Below are 26,318 nucleotides of genomic sequence, written 5' to 3' on the forward strand. Positions count from 1 at the left end.
GCGGCCAGGCTCGACTTCCCAACGGAACGATATGACCCAGACCTGCCTAACCTTCCGTGACCTGACGCTGGGCTACAACAGCCATCCCGCGATCCATCACCTCGATGGCACGATCTGCAAGGGTTCGCTGACGGCCGTGGTCGGGGCCAATGGCTCCGGAAAATCGACGCTGATGAAGGGTATTGTCGGCGTACTGAAGCCAATGGCCGGCGAGGTCATCCGCGCGTCGGGCGTGCGGGCAGCTTATCTGCCGCAGCAGTCGGAACTCGATCGCTCCTTTCCCGCCCGCGTCGTCGATCTGGTCTCGCTTGGCCTGTGGCCGAAGCGCGGCATGCTCGGCCGCTATACCAGGGAAGATCGCGAAGCCGTCAGCCAAGCATTGATGGCCGTCGGCCTCGGCGGCTTCGAGAAGCGGCCGATCGACACGCTGTCGGGCGGCCAGCTGCAGCGCACGCTGTTTGCCCGCGTGCTGTTGCAGGATGCCGACCTGATCCTGCTCGACGAGCCCTTCAACGCGGTCGACGCCAAGACGGTCGGTGACCTCATTGCCCTGATCAAGCGCTGGCATGGCGAAGAGCGCACCATCATGGTGGTGGTCCATGATCTGGACCTGGTGCGCCAGAATTTTCCCGAAACACTGCTGCTTGCCCGCCAGCCGGTTGCCTGGGGCGATACCCGGGAGACGCTGAAGCCTGAGAACCTGCTGCGCGCGCGCCGCTTCCACGAAGCCTGGGAAGAGAACGCCCCCTGGTGCGAGCCTGACGAGCACGCTCATGGCCATGATCATGATCATCATGGCCATGATCACGACCATCACCATGGCGCCGGACCGAGGGCCGCCTGATGGACGCGCTCTACAGTCTCTTCATTGCTCCCTTCGCCGATTTCGGGTTCATGCAGCGGGCGCTGTTCGGCTCGCTGATGCTGTCGCTCGGCGCCTGCCCCATCGGCGTCTTCCTGATGCTGCGGCGCATGAGCCTGTCGGGTGACGCCATGGCGCATGCCATCCTGCCAGGAGCGGCCGCCGGCTTCCTGTTCTATGGCCTTGAAATCCTGCCGATGACCATTGGCGGCCTGATCGCTGGCGTCATCGTCGCGCTCGGTGCTGGCGCTGTCTCGCGCTTCACCATCCAGCGCGAGGACGCCTCGATGGCCGCCTTCTATCTGATTTCGCTCGCCATCGGCGTGCTGATGGTGTCGATCCGCGGCTCCAGCGTCGATCTCATGCATGTGCTGTTCGGCACGGTGCTGGCGCTCAACAACGAGGCATTGATGCTGATTGGCGGCATCGTCGCGGTGACGTTGGCCAGCCTGGCCATCTTCTGGCGGGCGCTGGTCGCCGAATGCCTCGACCCGCTGTTCCTGCGTTCGGTCAGCCGCATGGGCAGCCCGGTGCATTTCATCTTCCTCGGCCTCGTCGTGCTCAACCTCGTCGGCGGCTTCCAGGCGCTCGGCACGTTGCTATCCGTCGGATTGATGATGCTGCCGGCGGCAGCCGCGCGATTCTGGACCGCACGCGTCGAGCCGATGTGCGTACTGGCGGTGCTGATCGGCTTTGCCTCCTGCATTGCCGGATTGCTCTTGTCCTATCAGGCGTCGTTGCCGTCCGGCCCGGCCATCATCCTGTCGGCCGGAGTCGTCTATTTCGCCTCGATCCTGTTAGGCACGCGCGGCATCCTGCGCGGTCGCATCATCCATCACCGTCACAGAACGGCCTGATCCGCCTCACCCTCTAGAAGGAACCCCGCTTATGCTGAAAACGATCCGTGCCGGCCTGACGTTGAGCGTTATAACATTAACTGCCTTTGGCGCATCATCGGCCTTCGCGGCGCCGCTGAAGGTGGTCGCCAGCTTTACGGTCATTGCCGACTTTGCCAAAAACGTCGGCGGCGACCGCGTCGCGATCACCACGATTGTCGGGCCGGATGGCGACGCCCATGTCTATGAGCCAAGCCCTGCCGACGCGGTCGCCATGGCGAAGGCCGACATCGTGCTGGTCAACGGCCTGCATTTCGAAGGTTTCCTGCAGCGGCTGGTCGATGCCAGCGCCACCAAGGCCTCGATCGTCACGCTGACCAAGGGTGTGACGCCGATCGACTTCAAGCCTGAATTCGCCGAAGCCGACGCGGCCGAAGGCGCCGGCACCGGCGGCGGCAAGACGGTCACAGACCCGCACGCCTTCCAGTCGATCGCCAATGCCAGAATCTATGTGAAGAACATCGCCGAAGCTTTCTGTGCGGCCGACAGCGACGGCTGCGTCAGCTACCAGACCAATGCCGCCGCCTACACCAAGAAGCTCGACGCGCTGGAAGGCGAAGTGAAGGCGGCGATCCAGTCGATCCCCGAAGCAAAGCGCGTCGTCATCACCTCGCATGACGCCTTCGGCTATTTCGAGCACGAATACGGCCTGACCTTCCTCGCCCCGCAAGGTATCTCGACCGATTCCGAGCCGTCGGCCGCCGATGTCGCCAAGTTGGTCGAGCAGGTCAAGCAGGACAAGGCCGCGGCCATCTTCGTCGAGAACATCACCAACACTCGCCTGATCGAGCAGATTGCCAGCGAGACCGGCATCAAGGTCGGCGGCACGCTTTACTCGGACGCGCTGTCGCAGCCCGACGGCCCCGGCTCGACCTATATCGACATGATGCACAACAACATCCGCCAGATCAAAGGCGCCATTCTCGGCAGCTGAGTTTGATCTGCGGCCAGCCGGGCCGTATCGGCCCGGTTGGATTTTCTGGCGCGCGATGTCTATTTGGCAGAGAATTCCTTCGATGCGGATTGCCGCCCCCCTCCCGGAGTGGCAAGACTGCCGTCAAAGAGATCGCGAGGATACGAGCCATGGAATACCGCCAGATCAGCGAAGACTATTCGGTCTCGGGCCAGATCCAGCCCGAGGACGTTGCCGCCATCAAGGAAGCCGGCTTCAAGAGCGTGATCTGCAACCGGCCTGATGATGAGCAGCCGGGACAGCCTTCGGCGGACACGCTCAAGGCCGCGGTCGAGGCCGCTGGCCTCGCCTTTCGCTACATTCCGGTGATCAGCGGCCAGATCACGCGAGAGAATGTCGACGACCAGGCCGAGGCACTCGACGAACTCGACGGCCCGGTGTTCGCCTATTGCCGCTCCGGCGCCCGCTGTACCAATCTGTACGGGCTGATCCAGCAGTCGAAGGGTTAAATCGGCAGCGCGCCGGTCTCCTTCAGCGTCTCCAGCACGATCGCCGTCTTCACATGCTGCACGGATTCGTGCGGCAGGAGCACGCCGTTGACGAATTCCGACAGTGATTTGAGGTCTGGCGTTACGACCTTCAGGATGTAATCCATCTCGCCGGTCAGTGCGTGAGCCTCCTGCACCTCGGGCAGCCGTGCCACCAATTCGCCGAAGCGGCGCGCATTGTCGCGATTGTGGGTGGCCAGTGTCACCGAGATGACGTTGACCAGCGAGAAACCGAGCTTGTCGCGGTCGAGCACCGCTCGATAGCCCTTGATGTAGCCGTCCTCCTCCAACCGTTGGCGGCGGCGCGAGCATTGCGAGGCAGAGAGGTTCACCCGCTCGGAGAGATCGTTGTTGGTGAGCCGCGCGTCGCCTTGCAAAAGCGCCATTATCTTGCGGTCGAAGTGGTCAATGCGCGCGTCATCCATGACTTTTGCCGTCATCATGCACGATTCGCGCATGACATCACCATTTCAAGCGTTTGAATGCAAGCACCGTGCGCCGGCTCCGCGATATTATGAGCTTGGACGGCTTTTCGGGCCGAGCAGCTTCCGGAGGATATATCATGGGTCCTTTCCCGCACGACGCCCCGCCCGCCACGATCAGCAAGGACAACCCCGCCGGCACCGACGGTTTCGAGTTCGTCGAATTCGCGCATGCGGAGCCGCAGAAGCTGGCCGAGCTGTTCGCCCGCATGGGTTATGTCGCGGTAGCCAGGCATCGCACCAAGGACATCACCGTCTGGCGCCAGGGCGACATCAACTATGTCGTCAATGCCGAGCCCGGCTCGCATGCGATGAAATTCGCCGACAAGCACGGCCCCTGTGCTGCCTCGATGGCCTGGCGGGTGGTTGATGCCAAGCACGCTTTCGAGCATGCCGTCTCGAAGGGCGCCACGCCTTACGAAGGCGACGACAAGGCGCTCGACGTGCCTGCTATCGTCGGCATCGGCGGCTCGCTGCTCTATTTCATCGACCGCTATGGCAAGAAGGGCTCGGCCTACGACGCCGAATTCGAGTGGCTGGGCGAACGCGACCCCAAGCCGCAAGGCGTCGGCTTCTATTTCCTCGACCACCTGACCCACAACGTCTATCGCGGCCAGATGGACAAATGGTGGGATTTCTACCGCAATTTGTTCGGTTTCAAGCAGATCCATTTCTTCGACATCGACGGCAAGATCACGGGCCTGGTCAGCCGGGCGATCACCTCGCCCTGCGGCAAGATCCGCATTCCGCTCAATGAGTCCAAGGATGAAACCAGCCAGATCGCCGAATATCTGAAGAAGTACAATGGCGAAGGCATCCAGCACATCGCGGTGGGAACCGACGAGATCTACGCCGCCACCGACAAGCTCGCGGAGAACGGGCTGAAATTCATGCCCGGCCCGCCCGAGACCTACTATGACATGTCGTATGACCGCGTGAACGGCCATGACGAGCCGATCGAGCGGATGAAGAAGCATGGCATCCTGATCGACGGCGAAGGTGTGGTCGACGGCGGCATGACCAAGATTCTTTTGCAGATCTTTTCGAAGACTGTGATCGGGCCGATCTTCTTCGAGTTCATCCAGCGCAAGGGCGACGAAGGCTTTGGCGAAGGCAATTTCCGCGCGCTGTTCGAATCGATCGAGCAGGACCAGATCAAGCGCGGTGTGATCAAGGTTCAGGCGGCAGAGTAATTTCTCCGGCTCCGCTTGCGGCTCGACTAATTATGACCTAAATTTTGGTCATAAGAGGTCGAGCCCATGAATGTTTCCATTGCAGAAGCCAAGGCAAAACTGTCGGAACTGATCAGCCGTGCGGAAGCTGGCGAAGAGATCGTGCTTACACGTCACGGCAAGATCGCGGCTCGGCTGGTGCCACCGCTCGGCGAAAATCTCCTGCCCCGTATTGGCGCCTTAAAGGGCAAGATTTGGATAGCGGACGATTTTGACGAACTCGGTCCCGAATGGGACGAATACGTCAAATGACTGCCGGCTCCTTTCTTGCCGATACGCAAATTATCCTTTGGTCTATTAAGGACGACCCTCGACTCAGCGAGGAGCACCGGGCTGTCCTTGCATCGGACGCGACCGTTTACGCCAGCGCGGCAAGCGTTTGGGAAATCGCGATCAAGCGATCGATCGGTAAACTCGACATTCCGGACGACCTGCCGGCGTTACTCCCGAGAATGCAATTCCAGCCGCTGACCATCACGTTTCAGCATGCGCATGTTGTCGGCCGCCTTCCCCGCCACCATGGCGATCCGTTCGACCGGCTGCTGATCGCCCAAGCGCAGGTCGAGAATCTCACCATCCTGACAGCGGACAAGCAATTTGCTCTCTATGACGTCGCGCTGGCATGACGTTTCATAATCCCAGCCGTTCGACCTCCGCTGTTCTCAACTTAACGTCATAATCGAGCAGGAACTCGTCGAGCTGCGGCGGCGCTACGGAGGTACCCGCGAGCATGGCATGCACCTGGCCCCGATGGTGGATGTCGTGCAGGAAGACGTGCGCCAGGATATCGCCGATCTTTTCCGGGATCATGCCGTCCTCGCGCCGGTCGGTGACGACGCTGCGATCGAGATCGGCCTTCGACAGGCCATCGCAGAAGGCGATCAGCCGCCGGTCGGCCGCAAGCTGAGCCAGGTAAAGCTCCGGCGCGGCATCGAAAGGCACGAAGTCATCGTAGGCAGCCGCACCGAGGCCGCCGTCTTCGAGAAAATCGAGATAGAGATGATCGACCGCGAGGACATGGTTGAGCGTTGCCTTGATCGACGGGAAAAAGTTGGTGCGCTCGGCCTCGAATTCACCGGGCTTCAGCGCAAGCACGGCGCGATAGAGCCGGTCGTTCGACCAGAGATTGTTCTTCGCCATGCGACGCAGATAATCCAGCAGGTCCATCACTCAAACCTCTCATTGTGCCTACCGCTGGTATTTCTCGACCTTCTGCTCGATGGCGCCGAAGATCGAATGCCCTGATCTGTCCTTCATCTCGATGCGCACGGTGTCGCCGAAGCGCAGGAAAGGTGTCTTGGGCTCGCCTGACACAATGGTCTCGATCATGCGCAGTTCGGCGATGCAGGAATAACCGGCTCCGCCCGCAGAGACCGGCTTGCCCGGGCCGCCGTCGAGTTTGTTGGACACCGTACCAGAGCCGATGATGGTGCCTGATACCAGCGGCCTTGTGCGGGCGGCGTGAGCAATCAGCGCCGGAAAATCGAAGGTCATGTCGACACCGGCATCGGCGCGGCCGAACGGCTTGCCGTTGATGTCGGCAAGCAGCGGCAGATTGACCTTGCCGCCGTCCCAGGCATCGCCCAGCTCATCCGGCGTCACCGCGACCGGAGAGAAGGCGGAGGACGGTTTCGACTGGAAGAAGCCGAATCCCTTGGCCAGTTCCGGCCCGGTCAGCGCGCGCAGCGTGACATCGTTGACCAGCATGACCAGCCGGATTGCGGCGCGCGCCTCATCGAGACTGGCGCCCATCGGCACATCGTCGACGATGACGGCGATCTCGGCTTCCATGTCGATGCCGAAGGCCTCGTCCGCTAGACGGATCGGATCGCGCGGGGCAACGAAGGAATCCGAGCCACCCTGGTAGATCAGCGGGTCGGTCCAGAAGCTTGCCGGCATCTCGACGCCGCGCGCCTTCCGCACCAGTTCGACATGGTTCACATAGGCCGAGCCGTCGGCCCATTGATAGGCGCGCGGCAGCGGCGAATGCGCGTCATGCTCGTGAAAACGGGCCGCCGGCATCGCATTGTTCTCCAGCGATTCCGCTATGGTCGCGAGATGCGGCGAGATCCTGCGCCAGTCGTCGAGTGCGGCCTGCAGCGTCCGCGCCAGGAACGAGGCGTCCGTGTATTGCGTCAGGTCGCGCGAAACGACGACGAGTTTTCCGTCGCGTGCTCCGTCCTTCAGCGTGGCAAGCTTCATGCGGTTCCCTCTCCTGATGCGGCCTTGGCGCCGCTTAACTCCACAACAAGGCCGTCGCGAGCGATCGTCAAGTCGCCAGCCCATGTTTTCCTGACAGCGGCTATCCAGTCGACCTCGCCGATCTCGGTATCGTCGGCTGCAATGAGGTGATTGAGCACCAATCTTTTGACGCCGGCATCGCTGGCGATACGGCCTGCCTCCTCGGCAAAGCTGTGACTGGCGAGCAGATGTTCCCTGAGCCGCGCGCCATTGCCGGTTCTGGCAACCAGCCGCTCGATGCCTTCTTCCAGCATGGCTTCATGGACGAGGATAGCAGCGCCATCGGCAAAATCGGCCAGCGGCGGAAAGAAAGCAGTATCGGCCGAGAACACCACGCTGTTTCCCCCATGCTCGAAGCGCAAGGCGAAGCAATCGGTCACCGGCGGATGGTCGACGCGCAGTGCCGTCACCTTCAGTCCGCGCTCCTCGACCACATGCCCTTGGCCGAATTCGTCGACAGAAACCAACTCGCGAATATCGGGGCGGCCCTCGTCGGCGATGCGGATCTCGATGTCGAATTCCATCGCCTGACAAAAGCGCCGCCAGTAGTGGCCAAGCCCAGGCGGCCCGAACACGGTGACCGGCGTCGCCAAGCCAGCCGTCCATGCGGTGTGGATCAGCGGCCCGAGTTCCAGCACATGGTCGGAATGCAGATGCGTGATGAAGATCAGGTCGAGTGCCTTCAGGCTGACACCGGCATCGACCAGGCCGCGCGTCACGCCGAGCCCGCAATCGACGACGATGGCTCGCCCGCCGATTTCGAGCAGCGTCGAGCTCGGCCACGGCCCGCCCGGCCGCAGTGCCGGACCGCCTTTCGACCCGAGCAGCACCAGCCGGTCCGGCATTGGCTTGCCGCTCAAGACCAGTCGCCCTCGGGCTTGCCATTGAACCGCTTCTTCAGGTCGGCCCAGCAATCGATGTAGTTGTCCTGCCGGGTTTCGAGTTCGGCGCCGTAGCGGGTCAGCATCTGCGGAAAGCGGGTCTCGAACATGAAGGCCATGGTGTTGTCGAGCTTGACCGGTTTCAGGTCCGCGCGCGAGGCTTTTTCGAAGCCAGGCGCATCCGGGCCATGGGCCAGCATCAGATTGTGCAGGCTGATGCCGCCGGGCACGAAACCTTCCTCCTTCGCGTCGTACTGGCCGTGGATCAGGCCCATGAACTCGCTCATGATATTGCGATGGTACCAGGGCGGCCGGAACGTATCTTCCGCCACCAGCCAGCGCGGCGGGAAGATGACGAAATCGATGTTGGCGGTGCCTTCCTCGCCGCTCGGCGCCGTCAGCACGGTGAAGATCGACGGATCGGGGTGATCGAACAGCAGCGCACCGACCGGCGAAAAGGTCGCCAGATCATATTTATAGGGCGCGTAGTTGCCATGCCAGGCAACGACGTCGAGCGGCGAATGGCCGATCTCGGTGACGTGAAAATTACCGCACCATTTCACGATCAGCCGGCACGGCGTCTCCTTCTCCTCGAACCAGGCGCAAGGCGTCTTGAAGTCGCGCGGGTTGGCCAGGCAATTGGCGCCGATCGGGCCGCGGTCAGGCAGCGTCAGCTTGGCGCCGTAATTCTCGCAGACATAGCCGCGCACTTCGGCGTCGACCAGTTCGACCTTGAAGACGAGGCCGCGCGGCAGCACGGCGATTTCACCGGGCCGAAGCTCGATAACGCCCATCTCGGTGATGAAGCGCAAGCTGCCCACCTGCGGCACGATCAGCAGCTCGCCGTCGGCGTTGAAGAAATGATCGTCGGTCATCGAGCGGTTGGCGACATAGACATGGGCAGCCATGCCGGTCTGGCCAAGCACGTCGCCGGCGGTGGTGATGGTGCGCATACCCTTGATGAAGTCGGTCGGCTCTTTCGGCATCGGCACCGGATTCCAGCGGTACTGGCCAAGCGCCAGCTCGTGGTCGCCGACATTGGGGGCGCTCTTCCACAGGGGATAACTCGCCGCCTTGAACCTGCCCGTGTGCTTGACGCTCGGCCGGATGCGATAGAGCCAGGAGCGCTCATTGGTGCCGCGCGGCGCGGTGAAGGGCGAGCCTGAAAGCTGCTCGGCATAGAGGCCGTAGGCCGGCCGCTGCGGCGAGTTGCGTCCCTGCGGCAGCGAGCCGGGCAAGGTTTCGGTTTCGAAGTCGTTGCCGAAACCCGGCATATAGGAAAAGGCCATTGCTTCCTCCCGGATTGACCAAATTGGTTTCATTTGTAACCATCGAAAATGTAACTATCAATCTTCCGTTTTTCCCGGATGCGGACAATGGACATTCTCGAACTCGAAAGCTTTCTGCCCTACCGGCTCTACCGCCTTGCAGATGCGGTCAGCCGCGAATTCTCGAAGGTCTATAAGGACCGCCATGGCCTGACCCGGCCCGAATGGCGCACGTTGTCGGGATTGGGACAGCGCGGCACGATGACCGCGACGGAACTTGGCGAGCAGTCGGCCATGCACAAGACCAAGGTCTCGCGCGCCGTGGCCGAGTTAGAACGGCGGCGCTGGCTGGTACGAACACCTGACGAGAACGACGGCCGCGTCGAGCACTTGACGCTTACCAAAGTCGGGCTTGCAGCCTATCGCGAGATGGTGCCGCTGGCGCAGAGTTTCGAGCGGGAACTGCTGGCGAAACTTGGCGTGGACGAACGTGCGGCGATTGTGCGTGGGGTGGCGGCGCTGGAGAAGGCGTTGGAAGAAAAGTAGCGCTGAAAGAATGGGGATAGGCTGGCGGGACAGCGCCACCTCTGTCCGGCAGGACAGAGGGGACGCCTCGCGCAGACGTTTCACCGGATAGCGCTATGCGCGCCGTTACCAGTCCATCACCACCTTGCCGGAACTGCCGCTGCGCATCGCATCGAAGCCGGCCTGGAAATCGTCGATGCCGATGCGGTGCGTGATGAGCGCGGAGACGTCGAGCGGGCCCTGTACCAGGGCGATCATCTTGTACCAGGTCTCGAACATCTCGCGGCCGTAGATGCCCTTCAAGTGCAGCATCTTGAAGATGACCTTGTTCCAGTCGATCTCGAAACCAGTCGGGGCGATGCCGAGGATGGCGATCTTGCCGCCATTGTTCATGGTGTCGATCATGTCGCGGAAGGCGGGCGCGGCGCCCGACATCTCCAACCCGACATCGAAACCTTCCGTCATGCCGAGTGCCGGCATGACGTCGCGCAGCTTCTCCTGCGAAGCGTCGACGACATGCTGGACGCCGAGTTTCTTCGCCAGCGCCAGGCGCACCGGGTTGATGTCGGTGATGACAACCTTGCGTGCGCCGACGCACTGCGCCACCAGCGCGCCCATGATGCCGATCGGTCCGGCGCCGGTAACCAGCACATCCTCGCCGACCAGATCGAAGGACAACGCCGTGTGGACCGCATTGCCCAGGGGATCGAAGATCGCGGCAATCTCGTCCGGCACGTCGTCGGGGATCGGCACCACATTGTGCTGGGGAATGGCCAGGTACTCGCCGAAGGCGCCCGGACGGTTGACGCCGACGCCGAGCGTGTTACGGCATAGATGTCCCCTGCCCGCGCGGCAGTTGCGGCAATGACCGCAGACGATGTGTCCCTCGCCCGACACCCGCTGGCCGACCTTGTATTCGGTGACCGCGGCACCAAAGTCGGCTACCGTGCCGACGAATTCGTGGCCGGTCACCATCGGCACAGGAACCGTCTTTTGCGCCCACTGGTCCCAGTTGTAGATGTGGACATCGGTGCCGCAGATCGCGGTCTTCTTGATCTTGATCAGCACATCGTTGGGGCCGATCTCCGGCACCGGAACCTCTTCCATCCAGATGCCCGGTTCGGCCTTGGCCTTCACCAGTGCCTTCATCATGTTCGACATTCTCTTGTCCCTTGAATCTTTGATCCGGAATCGCTTTTCGCTACCGGCCCTTCAGGAAATCACGCCCAATTCCCTGCCGACCGCTCCGAACGCTTCCACGGCCCGGTCGATGTCGGCGCTGGAGTGCGCCGCCGACATCTGGGTGCGGATGCGGGCCTGGCCCTTCGGCACCACAGGGAATGAGAATCCAATGACGTAGATACCACGCTTCAGCATGCGCGCCGCCATCTCCTGCGCCAATGTGGCATCGCCCAGCATCACCGGGATAATCGGATGGTCGGCCCCGGCCAGCGTGAAGCCAAGCTTGCCCATCTGGGACCTGAACCGCGCCGCATTGGCATATAGGCGCTCGCGCAATCCGTCGCCATTGCGGATCAGCTCGAACACCTTGATCGAGGCGCCGGCGATCGCCGGCATCAGCGTGTTGGAGAAGAGATAAGGCCGCGAGCGCTGGCGCAGCCAGTCGACCACCTGCTTCTTGCCCGAGGTGTAGCCGCCCGAAGCGCCGCCGAGCGCCTTGCCGAGCGTGCCCGTGATGATGTCAACCCTGCCCTCGACACCGCAATGCTCGGGCGAACCGCGCCCGTTTCCGCCGACGAAGCCGACCGCATGGCTGTCATCCACCATGACCATGGCGTCGTATTTTTCGGCCAGGTCGCAGACGCCTGAGAGATTGGCGATGATGCCGTCCATGGAAAACACGCCGTCGGTGGCGATCAGCCGGAAGCGGCAATCCTTGGCTTCCTTCAGGCGTGCCTCGAGATCGGCCATGTCGTTGTTGGCGTAGCGAAAGCGTTTGGCCTTTGACAGCCGGACGCCGTCGATGATCGAGGCGTGATTGAGCGCGTCGGAAATGATTGCGTCTTCCTCGCCAAGCAGCGTCTCGAACAGGCCGCCATTGGCGTCGAAGCAGGAGCCGTAGAGGATGGTGTCCTCCAAGCCGAGGAACGATGAAATCGTCGTCTCGAGCTGCTTGTGTTCTTCCTGCGTCCCGCAGATGAAGCGCACCGAGGCCATGCCGTAGCCGTAGCGGTCGAGCGCCTGCGCGGCCGCGGCGCGCAGCTCCGCGCTGTCGGCAAGGCCGAGATAGTTGTTGGCGCAGAAGTTCAGCACTTTCTCGCCGCCGACCTCGATCTCAGCCGACTGCATCGAGGAAATCACCCGCTCGGACTTGTAGAGCCCGGCGGATTTCAACCCTGCAAGCTCGCTGTCGATATGGGAGAGAAATGCTGCGGTCATGATCGGGCCCCGTTTGACGTCGGCAGACTGTCGTCCCGCCCGCACAAAAAATCCATCGTAAAAGCGACCGGATCAGGTGGCCGGGCAGCATCAGCTGGGACGTTCCGACATTGCCCAGGTGACCACCCGGAAACGCATGGGCCGACGAATGCTCAAATGCGGGGCGGCCGCGAAAGAACCCGATAACCATTTCGTGATCTTTCCGCCTCTCGTCCGCGCCGGGCGGCCGTCGATTTCCAGTCCTGTTAACGTTTGCAGTTCAATGGTGCTCGCATAAATCCGTTGGCGAGAGGACCGCCCCCGAACATGTCTCAGCAGCCGGTGCAAACCGTTTCAGGCAAGCTCATACTGCTGATCAAGGCTGGCTACTGGCTGGCGCTGCTGATCATTGCCGCCATGGTCGCGGCCTCCTTCGTCCTGCTGCAGCAGACGATGGCCACGCAGCAGCACAACAACACCTTGCTCGACATCGTCGGTACGCAGAAGACGCTGTCGCAGCGCATCGTCTTCCTGGCCAACGCAACGGGCGCCGCCTCGCGCGACAAGCAGCCGGCGCTGGTCAGCGCGCTGAAGCAGGCCACGGCGGAGTTCGAGACGAACTACGATCTGCTGCTCAAGCAGACGGGCGCGGATCCGCAATCGCCGGCCAAGCTCGATGCGAAGTCGATCCAGAGCGTGCTTTTCGCCAAGCCCTTTCATCTGGACTATTTCTCGGTTGGCCTGATCGCCAATGGCGACCGGCTGGTCTCCGCACTGGAATCGCAACTCAATCTTGGCGACAATGGCGGCTACAAGGGCGGCGCCGAACGCGTCAATCTCGATGCCTCGGTCGCCAATGCCACGCTGTCGGGCTATGCCGCGCTCGGCCAGCGCATCAGCGCCGATGCCGACGAGCGCTCCGAAAAGCTGCTCTCCCTCCACCGCACGCTGTTCTACGCCACACTCGGCGTCATCCTGCTGGTGGCGCTGTTCATCTTCAGGCCGATGTCCAACGCGATCCTGCGCAAGACGCGTGAGTTGGTCGACGCGCGCAATTCGATGGCCTTCATCGCGGTGCATGACGGCCTGACCGGCCTGCACAACCGCACCTTCCTCACCGACCATTTCGAGACGCTGATCAAGGGCGCGCATCGCCGGCGCGAGCGCCTGGCCGTAGTCCAGCTCGACCTCGACCGCTTCAAGCAGATCAACGATACGCTGGGTCACGCCGCCGGCGATTATGTCCTGGTCGTGACGGCACAGCGCATGCGCGATTCCTGCCGCGCGTCGGATCTGTGCGCGCGGCTCGGCGGCGACGAATTCGTGATGATCCTCAACGGAGCCGGCAGCACCGAGGACATCAACATGCTGGCACGGCGCATCCTGGTGCACATCAACGAGCCGATCGTGTTCCAGGGCACCACCATTCTCCCGGGCGCCAGCGGCGGCATCGCGGTCTATCCGATCGATGCCGACAATGCGCAGGACCTGCTCGTCCATGCCGATCTGGCGCTCTACTCCGCCAAGAAAATGGGTGGCGGCAACTTCTCGTTCTTCTCCGAGGAACTGCGCCGCGAACTCGACTACCGCAAGCAGCTCGAACACGACATCAAGGTCGCCATTTCGGAAAAGGCGTTCCAGGTCTATTTCCAGCCGCAGGTCTCGCTGACCGACGGCACCATCAGCGGCATCGAAGCGCTCGTGCGCTGGAATCATCCCGAGCGCGGCATGATCTCGCCGGGCGAATTCATCCCGGTCGCCGAGAAATGCGGCTTCATGCCGGAGATCGGCCGTATCGTGATCAGCAAGGCGATCAACGAGGCCGCCGAATGGAACCGGACCGGGATTGCTTTCGGCCGGCTTGCGGTCAATGTCTCGGGTACCGAGTTGCGCGAGCATGATTTCGATGCGTTTTTGTTCGATACGCTGGAGAAAGCCGGACTGCCGCCGCAGAAACTGTCGCTGGAAATCGTCGAATCCGTCATTCTGGACGACGAGAAGACCGGCATCGCGGCGAAGCTGCGTCATATCAGGGCGGCCGGCGTGCATCTGGAGCTCGATGATTTCGGCACCGGCTACGCTTCGCTCAGCCACGTCAATCCCAACGAGATCGACAGGCTCAAGATCGACCGTCGCTTCGTGCAAAACATCCATGAGAATGGCGACAACTCCAAGATCGTGCGCGCCATCACTGAACTTGCGCGGGGGCTGGGCATCTCCATCGTCGCCGAGGGTGCCGAAACCGAGGCCGAGCTCGATTCGCTGATGGCGATCGGCTGCGACCAGGTGCAGGGCTATTCCATCGCCTTCCCGATGCCGCATGACAAGGCGCTGGAATGGCTGACCGCCCGCATGCCGAAGAAAGCCAGGCTGACGGTATTGCAGGGAAGCCTGGCGTAACCCGGCCAGCCTTGACAAGCAGCCGCGGAAATGGCGGCCTGTCCTGACCGCGAGGGGATAGCGGCTCCATGACATTCTTTCGGCTTGCCCTGGCAGCCATGTTGATGTCGGCGTTGCCTGCCCATGGCGCGGATCGCACCATCTATCTCACCTTCGACGACGGTCCGCTGAACGGTACAAGCAACATCCTCGACGTCTTGGAGGCCGCGCAGGTTCCGGCAACGCTGTTCATGGTCGGTATGCATGCCGAGGCCAGTGCGTCCAACAGGCCGGCATTCCTAGCTCTCTACGTTTTTCCGCAACGCCGCAAGCACCTGCGCAAATTCCGCCAGACGCTCGTCGGACAGTCCTTTGCGAAGCCGCTTGTCGAAGACGAGTGCCGCTTGCCGCAACGTCTCGAACAGCGCTTCTCCCGTCTCCGTCAATTCGACCAGGTGAACCCGGCGGTTAACGGGATCGCGCCGCCGCGTCAACAGGCCCTGCGCTTCCATCGCGTTGAGATGATGGGTCAGCGTCGCGCCCTGGATGCCGATCATGCCGGCGAGTTCGCGCTGATTGGCAAGCTCGCTCGACTTGACAGACAGAAGCGTGAGCCAGACCGGCAATGTGCCGCCTGCTTCAACCAAGGCAGCGTCGAAGGCCTGGGCGACAAGCTTGGCGGTTCGGCCGAGATTCATGCCGACCGGCGGGCGGTCAAATGGTGTCATGATCTGACAGTAGAGCAAGCAGTGGGAATGTGAAACTTGGCTTCATGGTTGACATCTAACCGTTAGATATCTAATTTTGCCTTATTGATGGCATCGCAGCATGGTTGCGGCGCGTAGGCGGTGGGCGAATGAGAGGAATGCGGTCATGCAATATGTTTATATCGCCGTCATCGGCCTGCACGTCATGGCCGGCGTCTTCTGGGCCGGCACGACCATCGCGGTTGGCCGCGATCCGGACATCCGGGCAGAGCGGTTCTTCCGGCCGCAAATGGGCGCGGCCGGTTTGGCTTTCCTGACCGGTTTGCTGCTCTGGTATTTCTTTCATGAGGGTGCTTTTGGCTCGATGGAAAAGGTACTGGCGCTCGGCATTTTGACGGCGCTGATCGCCGCCGGCGTGCAAGGCGCGCTTGTGGGCTCCGCCAGCAGGCAGCTTGCCGGCGCCGATGCCGCGACCCAAACGGCGCTGCGCGCGAAAATGACCAGGGGCGAACGCATCGCCGGCGGGCTGCTGGTCATCACCGTGCTTTGCATGGCGACCGCCAAGATGTTTTAGCATCGCACGGCCGGTGAAAGCCGATCATGCGCGGCGCGCAACGGACCAGAGCGGCAGGTGGCTCTCCTTGCAAAGGCCGTTGCGCGCCACCCGATCGTGATCAAATCCTGATCCCGAACCTGATCCCGTCATAGATTGCGGCGTGGATGTTGCGCGAGGCAACCGCGTCGCCGATGCGCAAGAGCACGAAGCCGCCATCCGCGTTGCGCTTGGGAAAAATGGCGCCGCCGTTGACCAGCCGCTCATAGTCGACCGCACCACCGTTCTTCGACAGCGGTTTCAGCGAAAGGTACAGATCGTCGAGCGGCGCCGTGCCGTGCTCGACCACCACCTGGTCGACCCTGCGCTCTCCGCGCCAGCCATCGGCGAAATCCGAAGCGAGTTCCGCGATCAGTTGATTGCCTTCGCGCCGCACCGAGCGCAGGCGGGTATTGATGGTGACGGTGACGCCCTTTTCCTGGAAGGCCCTGACATAGGGTACGTGGTTCATGCCGCCCATTTCGGGGGCGAAGAAGCGTTCCGGCGAAACCAGTTCCAGCTTCGAGCCGCTGTTGGCAATCAGTTCGGCCGCGCCCATGCCCTGATGGCCGCCATTGTCGTCGTAGAGCAGCACATTTTCGGCCGACTTGACGCTGCCGGCCATGATGTCCCAGCTCGAGGTGACGAGATTGTCGCCGGAGGCCAGCGGCGGGTTCTGCGGCAGGCCACCGGTGGCGATCACCACGACGTCGGGCGCCAGCGCCAGAACATCGTCCTGTTCCGCCCAGGTGTCATAGCGGATCTCGACGCCGAGCCGGTCGAGTTCGGCCAGCCGCCAGTCGATGATGCCGATCAATTCCTTGCGGCGCGGGTTCTGGGTCGCCAGACGCACCTGGCCGCCAGCTTGTGATGATGCCTCGAGGATCGTGACTTGATGACCGCGCTCGGCTGCGACGCGCGCCGCCTCCAGCCCACCAGCGCCGGCGCCGACGACCACCACTTTCCGCTTGGGCCCTTCCGTCTTGACAATGACGTGCGGGATATCCGCCTCGCGGCCGGTCGCCGCATTGTGAACGCACAGCGCCTCGCCGCCTTCATAGATGCGGTCGAGACAATAGGTAGCGCCGACACAGGGACGTATCTCGTGCTCGCGGCCCTCCATCACCTTCTTGATGATGTGCGGATCCGCGATATGGGCGCGTGTCATGCCGACCATGTCGAGCTTGCCGGTGGCGATCGCATGGCGCGCGGTGGCGACGTCGGAAATGCGCGCCGCGTGGAAGGTCGGGAATTTCGTCGCCGCCCTCACCTCGCCGGCGAAATCGAGATGCGGCGAAGACCGCATGCCGGTCACCGGAATGACCTTGGTGAGCGCCGCGTCGGTCTCGATCGAGCCCCGGATGATGTTGAGGAAATCGAGCTTGCCGGAGCCGGCCAGCCGCCTGGCGATCTCGACGCCCTCCTCCTTCGACAGGCCTTTGTCGAAATCCTCGTCGGCGACCATGCGGATGCCGACGACGAATTTCTCGCCGACCGCCGCCCGCACCGCATCGAGCACCATGTTGGTGAAGCGCAGGCGGTTGTCGAGCGAACCGCCATACTCGTCATCGCGATGATTGGTGGCAGGCGACCAGAAGCCGTCCATCAGATGGCCGTAGGATTCGAACTCGATGCCGTCGAGCCCGGCCGCCTGACAGCGCTGGGCGGCCGACGCATAGTCGGCGACGATGCGCTCGATATCCCACTCCTCGATGGTCTTGGGGAAAGCGCGATGCGCCGGCTCGCGCACCGGCGAAGCCGAGAGCACCGGCAGCCAGTCGGCCTTGTTCCAACCCGTGCGGCGGCCAAGATGGGTGATCTGGATCATCACCTTGCAGTCATGCTCATGGCAGGCATCGGTGAGTTCGGCCAACCACGGCACGATGCGGTCGTCATAGACGTGCAGATTGCCGAAGGCAGCCGGGCTGTCGCGCGAAACGATCGCCGAGCCGGCGGTCATGGTCAGCGCCATGCCGCCCTTGGCCTTTTCGGCATGGTAGAGCCGGTAGCGCTCCTTCGGCATGCCGTCCTCCGAGTAAGCCGGCTCGTGGCTGGTCGACATCACCCGGTTCTTCAGCGTCAAATGCTTGAGCTGGTAGGGTTGGAGAAGCGGGTCGTTGCTGGTCATCGTCTTCCTGCCGTTTTAATTTGTGCTAATGAGCGGCAAATCCAAGGGAAACCGCATATGATCGATACCAAAAATCTCACCCAGCTCGGCACGCACGTCGAGACGCCACAGAGCCCCGAAGCCGCGGTCCTGGAAACCGTGCCGTTTTCGCGCGGCGACGGGCCGCCGGCGATCGTGCGCTTTACCTGCCCGGAATTCACCTCGCTCTGCCCGGTGACCGGACAGCCGGATTTCGCCCACATCGTCATCGACTACGCACCCGATGCCGCCCTGGTGGAATCGAAGTCGCTCAAGCTGTTCATGACCTCGTTTCGCAACCATGGCGCCTTCCATGAAGACTGCACGGTGATGATCGGACGCCGCATCGTGGCCGCGACCAAGCCGCTCTGGTTGCGCATAGGCGGCTATTGGTATCCGCGCGGCGGCATTCCGATCGATGTGTTCTGGCAGACCGGCGCTCCGCCCGAAGGCGCCTGGCTGCCGGATACCGGCGTCGCCCCCTATCGCGGGCGCGGCTAGTTCGGCCATCATTCGCACTGGTACTGGCTGAGCGCCCATTCGCCGGTCACCGACAAAAGGTCCGCTATCTTCCATTCGCCATCGACCTTCTTGAACTTCCATTCGAGGCGGTGCGGGTTACCGGCGACGACGAAGGCGACGATCACCTTGGCCTGGTCGCCATTGATCGCTTCGAGCGTCTTCAGGCTCTTGTCGATCTCGGCCTTATCGTAGTCCGCATTGTCGAGCGCCATGTTGGGGTCCAGGCACTCGCCCTGCCCGGATTTGCGCAAGGCATCGCTCTTGTCGAGCACGGTTTTCGCCGGATCGATGAAATGGCCGCGCTGAGCAGGATCGACCTCCAGGCCGACCTGATCGTAGAACGGCCGCACCACCGCTGTCGGCGACCCCGGCTGGATTGGAGCGGCAGGCTCGCTTGGCGGCGATGCGACGGGTGGCGTCGGCGGCTCCGCGGCGCCCCCAGGCGGGGTTGCCGGCGGCGTCACGCTGTCATCGGGCGCGGTCCCGGCCGGAGCTTTTGCCGGCGGCGCGCCCAACAGCCCCTGAGCGGCCGCGCCGTTCAAGTCCGCCGCCAGCAGGCACACGGCCGAGAACAAAAGAAGCGTGCGACCGGCCATCGCATCACTCCGGATCTTGGCCCGCCATGCATTCGAGCTGGCTCAGCGTCCAGTCGCTGGTCTTCGATGCAATGTCCGATATCTTCCACTTGCCGTCGACCTTCTTCAGCGACCAGTGCATTTCGCGCTGCGAATCGTCTCCTTCCGGAAAAAGACTGAAACTCGCCACCACCTGCGCCGTATCGCCCTCCACCGTCTCGGACAGCTTCAGTGTCCTGGAAAGGGCCTTCTGGTCGAAATCCTGCGCGTCGAGGCCGGGGTCGAAGTCGATACAGGCGACCTGGTCCGGATTCTTCTTGGTGGCCTGGTCGTTGAGGTCGAACAGTTTCGTCACCGGCTCGGTGAAGCGATCGCGGTATTGCGCGTCGGCCTCGAACTTGACCTGCGGGACATAGAAGAACTTCACGGCGTCGGACGCCGGGCCGGCCAATGCCGCGGCTGGTGCGGCAATCGACAGGATGGCAGCGAGCAGCAGTTTCATGGATTTCCCCGAATGTTTGACTGCGGAAGGCAATCAATACCACGCATCGTGCATATCGGCTTTTTTGCGGCTCATGAAGCCTCCTCCGGGCGGCGCGTCTGCTTGCATAGATCAAATCCAACGATCCTTAGTTTCCGAAAGTGGCGATCGTCGCGTTGAGTTGGGAGCGCTCAGGCTTGACACCGAGCCCTGGGATCTGCGGGACGCGTATATGCCCGTTCTCGATCACGATCGGGTTTGCGGGATCAGTATGCCCTTCGATGTACTCCTGCGCGATCCAGGCTCCCTCAAAACGTCTCGGCTCGACGGTAGCGGCGAGGTGGACGCATGCCGCGGCGATGACGTCTCCGCCCCAGGCATCGTCGCAGCTGTGCGGTAGAGATCGTATCGCACACAGGTCGCGGACCGTGGCCATCTTGGTGAGACCACCAAGACGGGTGACCTTCAATCCGAATCCGTCCGCCATACCTGACGAAACTGCCCGAAGCACGGCATTCAAATCCTCGGTACTCTCATCGAGATAGATCGGATGCGTAACGCGCCCTTTGAGACCAGCGACTTCCTCCATGGTGTTGCAAGGCTGTTCGAACACGAACGGGATTGCCTGGCAAAGCCGATCGATGTGCAGCGCCGCGGCAGCGGTCAGGCCGCGATTGGCGTCGACGGCTATCCGGGCCTTGAAGCCAACCGCCTCCCATACTTTGTGCACAGTGGCGACGTCTTGTTCGAGATCCCGCCCGCCGATCTTGATCTGAAGCCGTGGATATCCGGCGTTGACCTTGTCGGCGGCAATACGCGCGGTCTCGTCCGGAGCACCGACGGTCGTCGAGTAGTATGACGGCACGCGATCGGTGAGCGCACCACCGAGAAGTGTTGATACAGGGACGCCCAGCCGCTGGCCGGCGAGGTCGAGGAGAGCTATGTCCAAGGCCGCTTTGGCATAGTTGTGACCGTTCAGCCGTTCGTCCATTCGTTTGGCGAGGCGGCGCATGGACGCTGTGTCCTCGCCGATGAGTCCCGGCGCTATTTCAGCAATTGCCGCTCTCGCGCCCAGAGCATGCTGGGGTTGATAAACAGGGCCGATCGGGCAAGTCTCACCCCAGCCTGACAGTCCATCCTCGGTGGTGACTTCAACCAGCGTGCTGTCCAAATTCTGCACGGTGTCGCTGGCCATCCGGTAGGCACCGCCTTTAACAGGCAGAAGCATCTGATAGACTTTGATTGACCTGATACGCATTCAGACATCAGCCTCGTTCATGCCTTGCCTGGTCTGGCGCCTTTCGCCATGGTCAAAGACCAAGCGCCACCTTGCGCCCGTCATGAATGGCAAATGCCGCCTGTCTGGAGGCGGTACAATCGCCGATGGAGGTATGCGCAATTCCGCGCCTTTCGAGCTCGATGGACAGGCTGTCCTGCGCCATGCTGGTGGTGGCGAAGACCAAAGCGTCGGCCTCGACCTGCTGCTCGGTCCCGTCGAGCAGCGAAGCGATCCTGGCCACCCTGCCGTCCCAATGAACGACGGCGCTCTCGGTCACAAACCGCACCTTCAGCTTGGCGAGTGCCCGTCGCAGCGGCGCATCGACGGCCATTCGCTGAAGCTCTTTGCCGACCAGGGCGTCCGGTGTCACAAGCGTTACGTTGTGACCATCCTCGGCGAGTTTCCAGGCGGTGCCGCAGCCCTTCCAGTTACCGCCGTCGTCCAGCAAGAGAACATTTTTTCCCGGCCTCGCCTCGCGCGCCATCACCGCTTCGGCCGAGAGCACCGGACCGCCGCCCGGAATGCTCTCCCAGTGCGGCAAGGCCCGCTGGAAAGCGCCGTCCGGCGGCATCGAGCCGGTCGCGACGATGACGTGATCGGCGCCTTCGCGCTCGACATCGTCGGCTTCGACATACTGCCCGTAGCGGATGTCGACCTGGAGCTGGCCGAGCTGGCGCTCATACCAGTCGATCAGGTCCAGAATCTGGGCACGGCGCGGCTGCAGTCCGGCAAGACGGAACTGCCCCCCAAGGCGGTCGGATGCCTCGGCCAGCGTGACGCGATGGCCGCGCTCGGCCGCCACGCGCGCCGCTTCGAGACCGGCCGGGCCGCCACCGACGACCAGTACGCGCTTCGGCTGGCCGGCAGGAGCAAAGCGGTCGCCGCCCCACTCCCATTCCCGCCCCGCGGAAGGATTGATGACGCAGCTGATCCAGTAGTCACGGCTGCGCCGGCCCCAGCACATCTGGTTGCAGGACAGGCAGCTGCGAATGTCCTGCGGCCGGCCGGCGGCAGCCTTTGCAGCCAGATGCGGATCGGCGATCTGCCCACGCACGATGGAAACGAGATCGGCACGGCCTTCGCTCAGCACGCTCTCGGCGTTCTCGGGCGTGCGGATATGGCTCTCGGCGGTGATCAACGCGTGACGCACGGTGGATTTGAGCACGGACGCCAGGTCGGCACCGAGCTTCTCCGGGTAAACAAAGGTCGGCATGATCTTGTAGAAATCGAAGTAGGAACCCGTTCCGCAAGTGACATAGTCCATCAAGGCATCGCGGTCGTGGAGGTCGATGATCTCGGCCAGCGCTTCGCGCTTCAGCGCCACTTCGACTTCGGGCTCATCATTGATCGCGAGACCGATGATAAAATCATCGCCGCATTCCCGGCGAATCCTGGTCATCACCTCACGGCTCATGCGGGTGCGGTTTTCGAGGCTGCCGCCCCATCGGTCGTCCCGGCGGTTCGACCAAGGTGTCCAGAACTGGTCCAGCATCGAATGGTACGCCGCCCAGACCTCGACGCCGTCGAAGCCGGCCTGGTGGCAACGGCGCGCGGCCTGGACGAAGCCGTCGATCGTTTCTTCGATCTCGGCTTCGGACATCCGATGCGAGCCGTCGGAATCGTGGTAGCTCGGCAGGCCGGAAGGCGACCAACCGGGGTGAAACGAGTTGTCCGCGTCCGCGTGCTGACCGACATGGTAGAGCTGCTGGATGGCGACGGCGCCGTTGCCGCGGATCGCCTCCGTCACCTTGCGGAAATACGGGATGACGCGGTCATCGGACGGGCTGAAATTGCCACGGGTAAGCACGGCGGCCTGATGCACAGGCATCGGCTCGACCACGATCATGCCGGCCCCGCCGATGGCGCGTTCGGCGTAGTAGCCGACATGGCGTTCGGTCGGCAGCCCGTTCTCGGCCATGTTCGCCGTATGGGCTCCAAACACGATCCTGTTGCGCAATGTTCTGCCACGCAAGGTGGCCGGCTCGAACAAACGTTTGAAGACCCGGCCGGACATGCAAATTCTTCCCCATCGGCGGCATTGCGCCGGCGCAAGGGAGCGCCGGCGCTGTGTGGCAGAACTTCTGGCGTCAGGCGTCCAGCCAGACGTTCTGGAGGTCCATCTCGAAGGTCTGGTGGACGCCGTAGTTCTTCACCTTCTTGTTCGTGTGGCTGTAGAGCTTCTGCCAGAACGGCTGGATGATGACGCCGGAGTCCTGCAGGATCTGCTCGACATCCTTCATCACCTCCTTGCGCTTGGCGACATCGATCAGCGAGAGCGCCTGCTTGAGCTTGGCGTCGAAATCGGGATTGGAATAGGCCGATTCGTTCCACGCCTCGCCGGTGCGATAACCCAGCGCCAGCACCTGGACACCGAGCGGGCGCATGTACCAGATGGTCATCGAATAGGGATATTTCGTCCAGTCGTTCCAGAAGGTCGAGCCCGGCAGCACCGTGCGCTTGACCTTGATGCCGGCGTCACGCAGCTGGCCGGCGATCGCGTCGCCGGTGTTCTTCTGCCAGTCGTCCTCGATGGTGATCAGCTCGTGCTCGAAGTCGGCCTGACCGGCGTCCGCCATCAGCTTCTTGGCGCCGGCGGCGTCGCGCTCCTTCTTGGGCAGGGCATAGTATTCCGGATGGATCGGGCTGACATGGTGGTTCTCGCCGACCGTGCCGCGGCCGTTGTAGCCGAGCTGCAGCACCGCGTTGTTGTCGACCGCCATCTGCAGCGCATTGCGAACGCGCTGATCGTCGTATGGCTTGTGCGTGATGTTGGTGCGGGCAACCAGCGTGGTGGCGGTCGCGACCTCAGACTTCTGCAGCCCCATCTTGTCGAGAATGTCGATGAAGTCGGCGGGCGACTCGAAGTTGAGGTCGATTTCACCGGAATCGAACGCGTTCACCGTGGCGTTGAAATCGGTGCCGTAGTCGATGAACTCGATGCCGTCGAGTGGCGCCTCGCCGCCCCACCATTTGCCGTTCTCGCGGCGCTTGACCACCGCCTTCTGGCCGACGTCGTAAGAGACCAGCTCAAACGCTCCCGTGCCGATCGGCTTCTTGATTGGGTCGGCGCCATCGGCGTCGAAATTGCGGTGCACGATGAGCGCCGGATAATCGGTGAAATTGGGAATGAGCGAAATATCGGGCTCGCTGAGCTTCAGCTTGACCATGTTGTCGTCGACCTTGGTGATGGCGCCGTCCCTGGCCTTGCCGGTCTTGGCATCGATCAGCGCACCGACGCGGGCCGCCATCGAGTTGCCGGCGACGCCCTTCTCGCACCAGCGCGTCACATTGTGCACCACGTCATCGGCGCTGAAGGCATCACCATTGTTCCAGGTGACGCCCTTGCGCACATGCAGCGTGTATTCGGTGGCGTCGTCGTTGATGTCCCAGCTTTCGAGCAGCACCGGCTCGAAGGTGAATTGCCTGGTGTAGCGCACCAGCGGCTCCAGCCAGCAACGCGAGACATTGGCCAGTTCCACCCAATCGTAAGTGCGCGGATCCTTCTGCGCTTTCACCGCCATCGAGACGTGCAGCGTCCCGCCCTTCTTCGGTTCCTCGGCCACAGCTTGCGTCGGCGCGGCGAGGCCGATCATGCCATAGGCAAATGCGGTCGACGCACCAAGCGCGCTGGCCAGCGCCAGGAACTCCCGCCGGTCCATGCGACCCGCCTTCGCTTCCGCCGCCATCGCTTCGATAGCGGGCGGCACACGGTCGCCGTTGCTTCTGAAAATCGTCATGTCATTCTCCCCTTGTTGTTCCCGTGAGGTCTTTGCCTGCTTTTTCAACTAACGCTGTCAGGCAGTTTTTCCTCGCGCCGCGCGATCAAATCCTTGAGACCGTCGGCAATGCCCTCGTCGAGTTTCGGCTCCTCATAGTCGGCAAGCATGTTGCGCGCCTTCTCGCGGCCGCGCGTGTCGTGGTCCTTCGCCCCTTCCGCCTTCCATTGTTCGTAGGAGTTGAAGTCCATGATGCTCGGCATGAAGAAAGCCTTCTCGAAATGCTCGAGCGTGTGCTGGGTGCCGAGGAAATGGCCCTGCGGCCCGACTTCGCGGATCGCTGCCATCGCTTCCGTGAAATCGTCGAAAGGCAGGCCGCCGGCATATTTGTACCAGCCGACAAGCTGTTCGCAGTCGGTGGCGAATTTCGAGTAACCGCAAGTGAGACCCGCTTCCAGCCATCCGGCCGAATGCCAGATGTAGTTGGCGCCGGCGAGGATGGCTGCATGCATCAGCATGTTCGCCTCATAGCCAGCCTGGGCATCGTTGAGCTTCGAGCCGACATGAAAGCCCGACGTGCGCCACGGCAGTTTGTATTTCCGCGCCAGCGCACCCATCAGATACATCATCTGGGCGGCCTCCGGCGTGCCGCCCATGGGAGCGCCGGTCTTCATGTCGACCGTGACCATGAACTGGCCGTAGATCTGGGGCGAACCGGGACGGATGAGCTGGGTCAGGGCCACGCCGGCGAGCGCCTCGGCATTGACCTGCGCCACCGCGCCGACGGCCGACGCCGCGGTCGAGGCGCCGCAGAGCGCGAACGGCGCCAGGATCAGCGGCTGATTGTGGCTTGCATAGACCCGCATCGCATCGATCATGGTGGCGTCCCAGACCAGCGGCGAATTGCAGTTGGTGATCGCCACCAGCACCGGGTTTTCGCGGACGAACTCCTCGCCGAAGACGATTGCAGCCATCGCCATCGTGTCCTCGGCGCGCTCCTTGGACGTCACGATGCCCATGAACGGCTTGTCGGAATGTTTCAGCGCCGAATGGATGATGTGCAGATGCCGCTTCGGCACGGCGATTTCCATCGGCTCGCAGATGACCGAACTCGAGGAATGCAGCGCCGGCGCCATGTAGGCGAGCTTGTGGAAATTGTTGAGGTCGGCAAGCGTGCCGTAGCGCCTGTTGTTGTCGAGGTCGCGTATGTAGGGCGCGCCATACATCGGCACGAAGATCGAGTTCTTGCCGCCAACGCGGACCGTGCGCTCGGGATTGCGCGCATGGAGCGTGAATTCGGATGGGACTTTCGAGACGAGCTCCATCAGCAGCGCGCGGTCGATACGCACGCGCGTTTCCCTGACATCGGCCCCAGCCGCCTTCCAGAGCTCGATGGCTCCGTCGTCGCGGAATTCGCAGCCCACTTCTTCGAGTATCTTGAGCGACTCCTCGTGGATCAGTTCCACCGCCTCATCGGGAACGATCTCATAGACCGGGATCTGGCGCACCAGGGTCGGGAACGAGGCAATCGGCGCGCTCCTCATCGCCTTGCGCCCGAGACGGCCACCACCACGGCGATGGGTTTGCTCGGTCAATTCAGTGGCCGGTGCGTTCATGGAGCCTCCATCCCTTCGATCCCGGTCAACTTAGCGAGGTGAAATTCGACTGTGACGCTGGAAAATCCTGATCTCTTG

General features: G+C 62.5%; 26 protein-coding genes and 1 pseudogene. 12 read left to right on the forward strand and 15 right to left on the reverse strand.

What is annotated here, in order from left to right:
* The first annotated feature begins 31 nt into the window (after positions 1-31).
* The 4 genes from aztA to LB555_RS04745 all read left to right on the forward strand — a co-directional run bounded on the left by aztA (position 32) and on the right by LB555_RS04745 (position 3,180).
* Complete coding sequence (gene aztA / locus LB555_RS04730; protein WP_224682360.1) at positions 32-844, forward strand: zinc ABC transporter ATP-binding protein AztA; 813 nt, start codon at positions 32-34, stop codon at positions 842-844.
* Positions 844-1,719, forward strand: coding sequence for a zinc ABC transporter permease AztB (gene aztB / locus LB555_RS04735; protein ID WP_224682361.1), 876 nt, complete (start codon positions 844-846; stop codon positions 1,717-1,719). The genes aztA and aztB overlap by 1 nt, the downstream gene beginning before the upstream one ends.
* Positions 1,720-1,750: 31 nt before the next feature.
* Positions 1,751-2,692 carry a zinc ABC transporter substrate-binding protein AztC gene (aztC, locus tag LB555_RS04740; protein WP_140717685.1) on the forward strand — a complete coding sequence of 314 codons (942 nt, stop codon included), beginning with the start codon at positions 1,751-1,753 and terminating at the stop codon, positions 2,690-2,692.
* A 149-nt stretch (positions 2,693-2,841) separates the two neighbouring features.
* Complete coding sequence (locus tag LB555_RS04745) at positions 2,842-3,180, forward strand: TIGR01244 family sulfur transferase (protein ID WP_015318316.1); 339 nt, start codon at positions 2,842-2,844, stop codon at positions 3,178-3,180.
* On the opposite strand, the gene LB555_RS04750 is transcribed toward LB555_RS04745, so the two are convergent.
* Positions 3,177-3,644 carry an Lrp/AsnC family transcriptional regulator gene (locus LB555_RS04750; protein WP_224682440.1) on the reverse strand — a complete coding sequence of 156 codons (468 nt, stop codon included), beginning with the start codon at positions 3,642-3,644 and terminating at the stop codon, positions 3,177-3,179. The genes LB555_RS04745 and LB555_RS04750 overlap by 4 nt on opposite strands.
* A 137-nt stretch (positions 3,645-3,781) precedes the next feature.
* On the opposite strand from LB555_RS04750, the gene hppD reads away from it, so the two are divergent.
* From hppD to LB555_RS04765, 3 genes are all read left to right on the forward strand, one after another.
* Positions 3,782-4,894 (forward strand): 4-hydroxyphenylpyruvate dioxygenase, encoded by a 1,113-nt coding sequence (gene hppD, locus LB555_RS04755; RefSeq protein WP_224682362.1) that lies wholly within the window; start codon positions 3,782-3,784, stop codon positions 4,892-4,894.
* 66 nt (positions 4,895-4,960) lie between these two features.
* A complete protein-coding gene (locus LB555_RS04760; RefSeq protein ID WP_140661902.1) occupies positions 4,961-5,185 on the forward strand; it encodes a type II toxin-antitoxin system Phd/YefM family antitoxin in 225 nt (74 codons plus the stop codon).
* A complete protein-coding gene (locus LB555_RS04765; protein ID WP_224682363.1) occupies positions 5,182-5,559 on the forward strand; it encodes a type II toxin-antitoxin system VapC family toxin in 378 nt (125 codons plus the stop codon). Before LB555_RS04760 ends, LB555_RS04765 begins: the two co-directional genes overlap by 4 nt.
* Before the next feature lie 4 nt (positions 5,560-5,563).
* Here the strand turns inward: LB555_RS04765 and LB555_RS04770 are convergent, their stop codons facing one another.
* The 4 genes from LB555_RS04770 to hmgA are packed head-to-tail and all read right to left on the reverse strand — an operon-like array spanning position 5,564 to position 9,344.
* Entirely contained in the window at positions 5,564-6,100 is a 537-nt protein-coding gene (locus tag LB555_RS04770; protein WP_140824568.1) for a DinB family protein, read from the reverse strand.
* A 21-nt stretch (positions 6,101-6,121) separates the two neighbouring features.
* Entirely contained in the window at positions 6,122-7,135 is a 1,014-nt protein-coding gene (locus LB555_RS04775; RefSeq protein WP_224682364.1) for a fumarylacetoacetate hydrolase family protein, read from the reverse strand.
* On the reverse strand, positions 7,132-8,019 hold the full coding sequence (locus LB555_RS04780; RefSeq protein WP_224682441.1) for an MBL fold metallo-hydrolase: 888 nt from the start codon (positions 8,017-8,019) through the stop codon (positions 7,132-7,134). The genes LB555_RS04775 and LB555_RS04780 overlap by 4 nt, the downstream gene beginning before the upstream one ends.
* An 11-nt stretch (positions 8,020-8,030) precedes the next feature.
* Positions 8,031-9,344, reverse strand: coding sequence for a homogentisate 1,2-dioxygenase (gene hmgA / locus LB555_RS04785; RefSeq protein WP_224682365.1), 1,314 nt, complete (start codon positions 9,342-9,344; stop codon positions 8,031-8,033).
* A gap of 87 nt (positions 9,345-9,431) precedes the next feature.
* On the opposite strand from hmgA, the gene LB555_RS04790 reads away from it, so the two are divergent.
* A complete protein-coding gene (locus tag LB555_RS04790; RefSeq protein WP_224529973.1) occupies positions 9,432-9,869 on the forward strand; it encodes a MarR family winged helix-turn-helix transcriptional regulator in 438 nt (145 codons plus the stop codon).
* A 105-nt stretch (positions 9,870-9,974) separates the two neighbouring features.
* Here the strand turns inward: LB555_RS04790 and tdh are convergent, their stop codons facing one another.
* Both tdh and LB555_RS04800 read right to left on the reverse strand, forming a co-directional pair.
* Positions 9,975-11,009, reverse strand: a complete 1,035-nt coding sequence (tdh, locus tag LB555_RS04795) for an L-threonine 3-dehydrogenase (protein ID WP_015318326.1) — start codon at positions 11,007-11,009, stop codon at positions 9,975-9,977.
* A gap of 51 nt (positions 11,010-11,060) precedes the next feature.
* Positions 11,061-12,248: a glycine C-acetyltransferase gene (locus tag LB555_RS04800; RefSeq protein ID WP_140824552.1), complete on the reverse strand. Its 1,188-nt coding sequence runs from the start codon at positions 12,246-12,248 to the stop codon at positions 11,061-11,063.
* Between the two features lie 306 nt (positions 12,249-12,554).
* Between LB555_RS04800 and LB555_RS04805 the strand changes: the two genes are divergently transcribed.
* Both LB555_RS04805 and LB555_RS04810 read left to right on the forward strand, forming a co-directional pair.
* Positions 12,555-14,627: a putative bifunctional diguanylate cyclase/phosphodiesterase gene (locus LB555_RS04805; RefSeq protein ID WP_224682366.1), complete on the forward strand. Its 2,073-nt coding sequence runs from the start codon at positions 12,555-12,557 to the stop codon at positions 14,625-14,627.
* Positions 14,628-14,731: 104 nt separating this feature from the next.
* A pseudogene (locus LB555_RS04810) lies at positions 14,732-14,872 on the forward strand (polysaccharide deacetylase family protein); the annotation flags it as partial.
* A 33-nt stretch (positions 14,873-14,905) separates the two neighbouring features.
* On the opposite strand, the gene LB555_RS04815 reads toward LB555_RS04810, so the two are convergent.
* Positions 14,906-15,334, reverse strand: a complete 429-nt coding sequence (locus LB555_RS04815) for a MarR family winged helix-turn-helix transcriptional regulator (RefSeq protein ID WP_015318329.1) — start codon at positions 15,332-15,334, stop codon at positions 14,906-14,908.
* Positions 15,335-15,479: 145 nt separating this feature from the next.
* Here LB555_RS04815 and LB555_RS04820 point away from each other — a divergent pair, with 145 nt between their 5' ends.
* The gene (locus tag LB555_RS04820) at positions 15,480-15,887 is read left to right on the forward strand and encodes a hypothetical protein (RefSeq protein ID WP_140617114.1); all 408 of its coding nucleotides are present in this window, start codon (positions 15,480-15,482) and stop codon (positions 15,885-15,887) included.
* 100 nt (positions 15,888-15,987) lie between these two features.
* Here LB555_RS04820 and LB555_RS04825 read toward each other — a convergent pair whose 3' ends face one another.
* Positions 15,988-18,033, reverse strand: a complete 2,046-nt coding sequence (locus LB555_RS04825; protein WP_224682367.1) for an FAD-dependent oxidoreductase — start codon at positions 18,031-18,033, stop codon at positions 15,988-15,990.
* A gap of 57 nt (positions 18,034-18,090) precedes the next feature.
* On the opposite strand from LB555_RS04825, the gene queF reads away from it, so the two are divergent.
* Entirely contained in the window at positions 18,091-18,552 is a 462-nt protein-coding gene (gene queF, locus LB555_RS04830) for a preQ(1) synthase (protein ID WP_140717669.1), read from the forward strand.
* Positions 18,553-18,560: 8 nt separating this feature from the next.
* On the opposite strand, the gene LB555_RS04835 is transcribed toward queF, so the two are convergent.
* The 6 genes from LB555_RS04835 to LB555_RS04860 form a co-directional block, all read right to left on the reverse strand.
* Positions 18,561-19,169 (reverse strand): YbjP/YqhG family protein, encoded by a 609-nt coding sequence (locus LB555_RS04835; protein WP_224682368.1) that lies wholly within the window; start codon positions 19,167-19,169, stop codon positions 18,561-18,563.
* 4 nt (positions 19,170-19,173) lie between these two features.
* Positions 19,174-19,650 (reverse strand): DUF3828 domain-containing protein, encoded by a 477-nt coding sequence (locus LB555_RS04840; RefSeq protein ID WP_224682369.1) that lies wholly within the window; start codon positions 19,648-19,650, stop codon positions 19,174-19,176.
* 127 nt (positions 19,651-19,777) lie between these two features.
* Positions 19,778-20,887: a mandelate racemase/muconate lactonizing enzyme family protein gene (locus tag LB555_RS04845; RefSeq protein WP_224682370.1), complete on the reverse strand. Its 1,110-nt coding sequence runs from the start codon at positions 20,885-20,887 to the stop codon at positions 19,778-19,780.
* A 52-nt stretch (positions 20,888-20,939) separates the two neighbouring features.
* The gene (locus LB555_RS04850) at positions 20,940-22,922 is read right to left on the reverse strand and encodes an FAD-dependent oxidoreductase (RefSeq protein ID WP_224682371.1); all 1,983 of its coding nucleotides are present in this window, start codon (positions 22,920-22,922) and stop codon (positions 20,940-20,942) included.
* Between the two features lie 73 nt (positions 22,923-22,995).
* A complete protein-coding gene (locus LB555_RS04855; RefSeq protein WP_224682372.1) occupies positions 22,996-24,645 on the reverse strand; it encodes an ABC transporter substrate-binding protein in 1,650 nt (549 codons plus the stop codon).
* 44 nt (positions 24,646-24,689) lie between these two features.
* Positions 24,690-26,240, reverse strand: coding sequence for a trimethylamine methyltransferase family protein (locus tag LB555_RS04860; protein ID WP_224682373.1), 1,551 nt, complete (start codon positions 26,238-26,240; stop codon positions 24,690-24,692).
* Positions 26,241-26,318 lie beyond the last annotated feature (78 nt).

The organism is Mesorhizobium sp. BR-1-1-10 (genome assembly GCF_020165595.1).
In the GTDB taxonomy this organism is placed as follows: Bacteria; Pseudomonadota; Alphaproteobacteria; order Rhizobiales; family Rhizobiaceae; genus Mesorhizobium; species Mesorhizobium australicum.

Excerpts from the sequence above, each read along its gene's own strand:
- queF (WP_140717669.1), top strand. The coding sequence starts at position 18,091 with ATGATCGATACCAAAAATCTCACCCAGCTCGGCACGCACGTCGAGACG.
- LB555_RS04790 (WP_224529973.1), top strand. The coding sequence starts at position 9,432 with ATGGACATTCTCGAACTCGAAAGCTTTCTGCCCTACCGGCTCTACCGC.
- LB555_RS04765 (WP_224682363.1), top strand. The coding sequence starts at position 5,182 with ATGACTGCCGGCTCCTTTCTTGCCGATACGCAAATTATCCTTTGGTCT.
- LB555_RS04750 (WP_224682440.1), bottom strand. The coding sequence starts at position 3,644 with ATGGATGACGCGCGCATTGACCACTTCGACCGCAAGATAATGGCGCTT.
- LB555_RS04845 (WP_224682370.1), bottom strand. The coding sequence starts at position 20,887 with ATGCGTATCAGGTCAATCAAAGTCTATCAGATGCTTCTGCCTGTTAAA.
- LB555_RS04800 (WP_140824552.1), bottom strand. The coding sequence starts at position 12,248 with ATGACCGCAGCATTTCTCTCCCATATCGACAGCGAGCTTGCAGGGTTG.
- aztC (WP_140717685.1), top strand. The coding sequence starts at position 1,751 with ATGCTGAAAACGATCCGTGCCGGCCTGACGTTGAGCGTTATAACATTA.
- LB555_RS04780 (WP_224682441.1), bottom strand. The coding sequence starts at position 8,019 with ATGCCGGACCGGCTGGTGCTGCTCGGGTCGAAAGGCGGTCCGGCACTG.
- LB555_RS04815 (WP_015318329.1), bottom strand. The coding sequence starts at position 15,334 with ATGACACCATTTGACCGCCCGCCGGTCGGCATGAATCTCGGCCGAACC.
- LB555_RS04850 (WP_224682371.1), bottom strand. The coding sequence starts at position 22,922 with ATGTCCGGCCGGGTCTTCAAACGTTTGTTCGAGCCGGCCACCTTGCGT.
- aztA (WP_224682360.1), top strand. The coding sequence starts at position 32 with ATGACCCAGACCTGCCTAACCTTCCGTGACCTGACGCTGGGCTACAAC.
- LB555_RS04835 (WP_224682368.1), bottom strand. The coding sequence starts at position 19,169 with ATGGCCGGTCGCACGCTTCTTTTGTTCTCGGCCGTGTGCCTGCTGGCG.
- LB555_RS04860 (WP_224682373.1), bottom strand. The coding sequence starts at position 26,240 with ATGAACGCACCGGCCACTGAATTGACCGAGCAAACCCATCGCCGTGGT.
- LB555_RS04825 (WP_224682367.1), bottom strand. The coding sequence starts at position 18,033 with ATGACCAGCAACGACCCGCTTCTCCAACCCTACCAGCTCAAGCATTTG.
- LB555_RS04770 (WP_140824568.1), bottom strand. The coding sequence starts at position 6,100 with ATGGACCTGCTGGATTATCTGCGTCGCATGGCGAAGAACAATCTCTGG.
- tdh (WP_015318326.1), bottom strand. The coding sequence starts at position 11,009 with ATGTCGAACATGATGAAGGCACTGGTGAAGGCCAAGGCCGAACCGGGC.
- hppD (WP_224682362.1), top strand. The coding sequence starts at position 3,782 with ATGGGTCCTTTCCCGCACGACGCCCCGCCCGCCACGATCAGCAAGGAC.
- LB555_RS04775 (WP_224682364.1), bottom strand. The coding sequence starts at position 7,135 with ATGAAGCTTGCCACGCTGAAGGACGGAGCACGCGACGGAAAACTCGTC.
- hmgA (WP_224682365.1), bottom strand. The coding sequence starts at position 9,344 with ATGGCCTTTTCCTATATGCCGGGTTTCGGCAACGACTTCGAAACCGAA.
- LB555_RS04855 (WP_224682372.1), bottom strand. The coding sequence starts at position 24,645 with ATGACGATTTTCAGAAGCAACGGCGACCGTGTGCCGCCCGCTATCGAA.
- LB555_RS04805 (WP_224682366.1), top strand. The coding sequence starts at position 12,555 with ATGTCTCAGCAGCCGGTGCAAACCGTTTCAGGCAAGCTCATACTGCTG.
- LB555_RS04745 (WP_015318316.1), top strand. The coding sequence starts at position 2,842 with ATGGAATACCGCCAGATCAGCGAAGACTATTCGGTCTCGGGCCAGATC.
- LB555_RS04840 (WP_224682369.1), bottom strand. The coding sequence starts at position 19,650 with ATGAAACTGCTGCTCGCTGCCATCCTGTCGATTGCCGCACCAGCCGCG.
- aztB (WP_224682361.1), top strand. The coding sequence starts at position 844 with ATGGACGCGCTCTACAGTCTCTTCATTGCTCCCTTCGCCGATTTCGGG.
- LB555_RS04820 (WP_140617114.1), top strand. The coding sequence starts at position 15,480 with ATGCAATATGTTTATATCGCCGTCATCGGCCTGCACGTCATGGCCGGC.
- LB555_RS04760 (WP_140661902.1), top strand. The coding sequence starts at position 4,961 with ATGAATGTTTCCATTGCAGAAGCCAAGGCAAAACTGTCGGAACTGATC.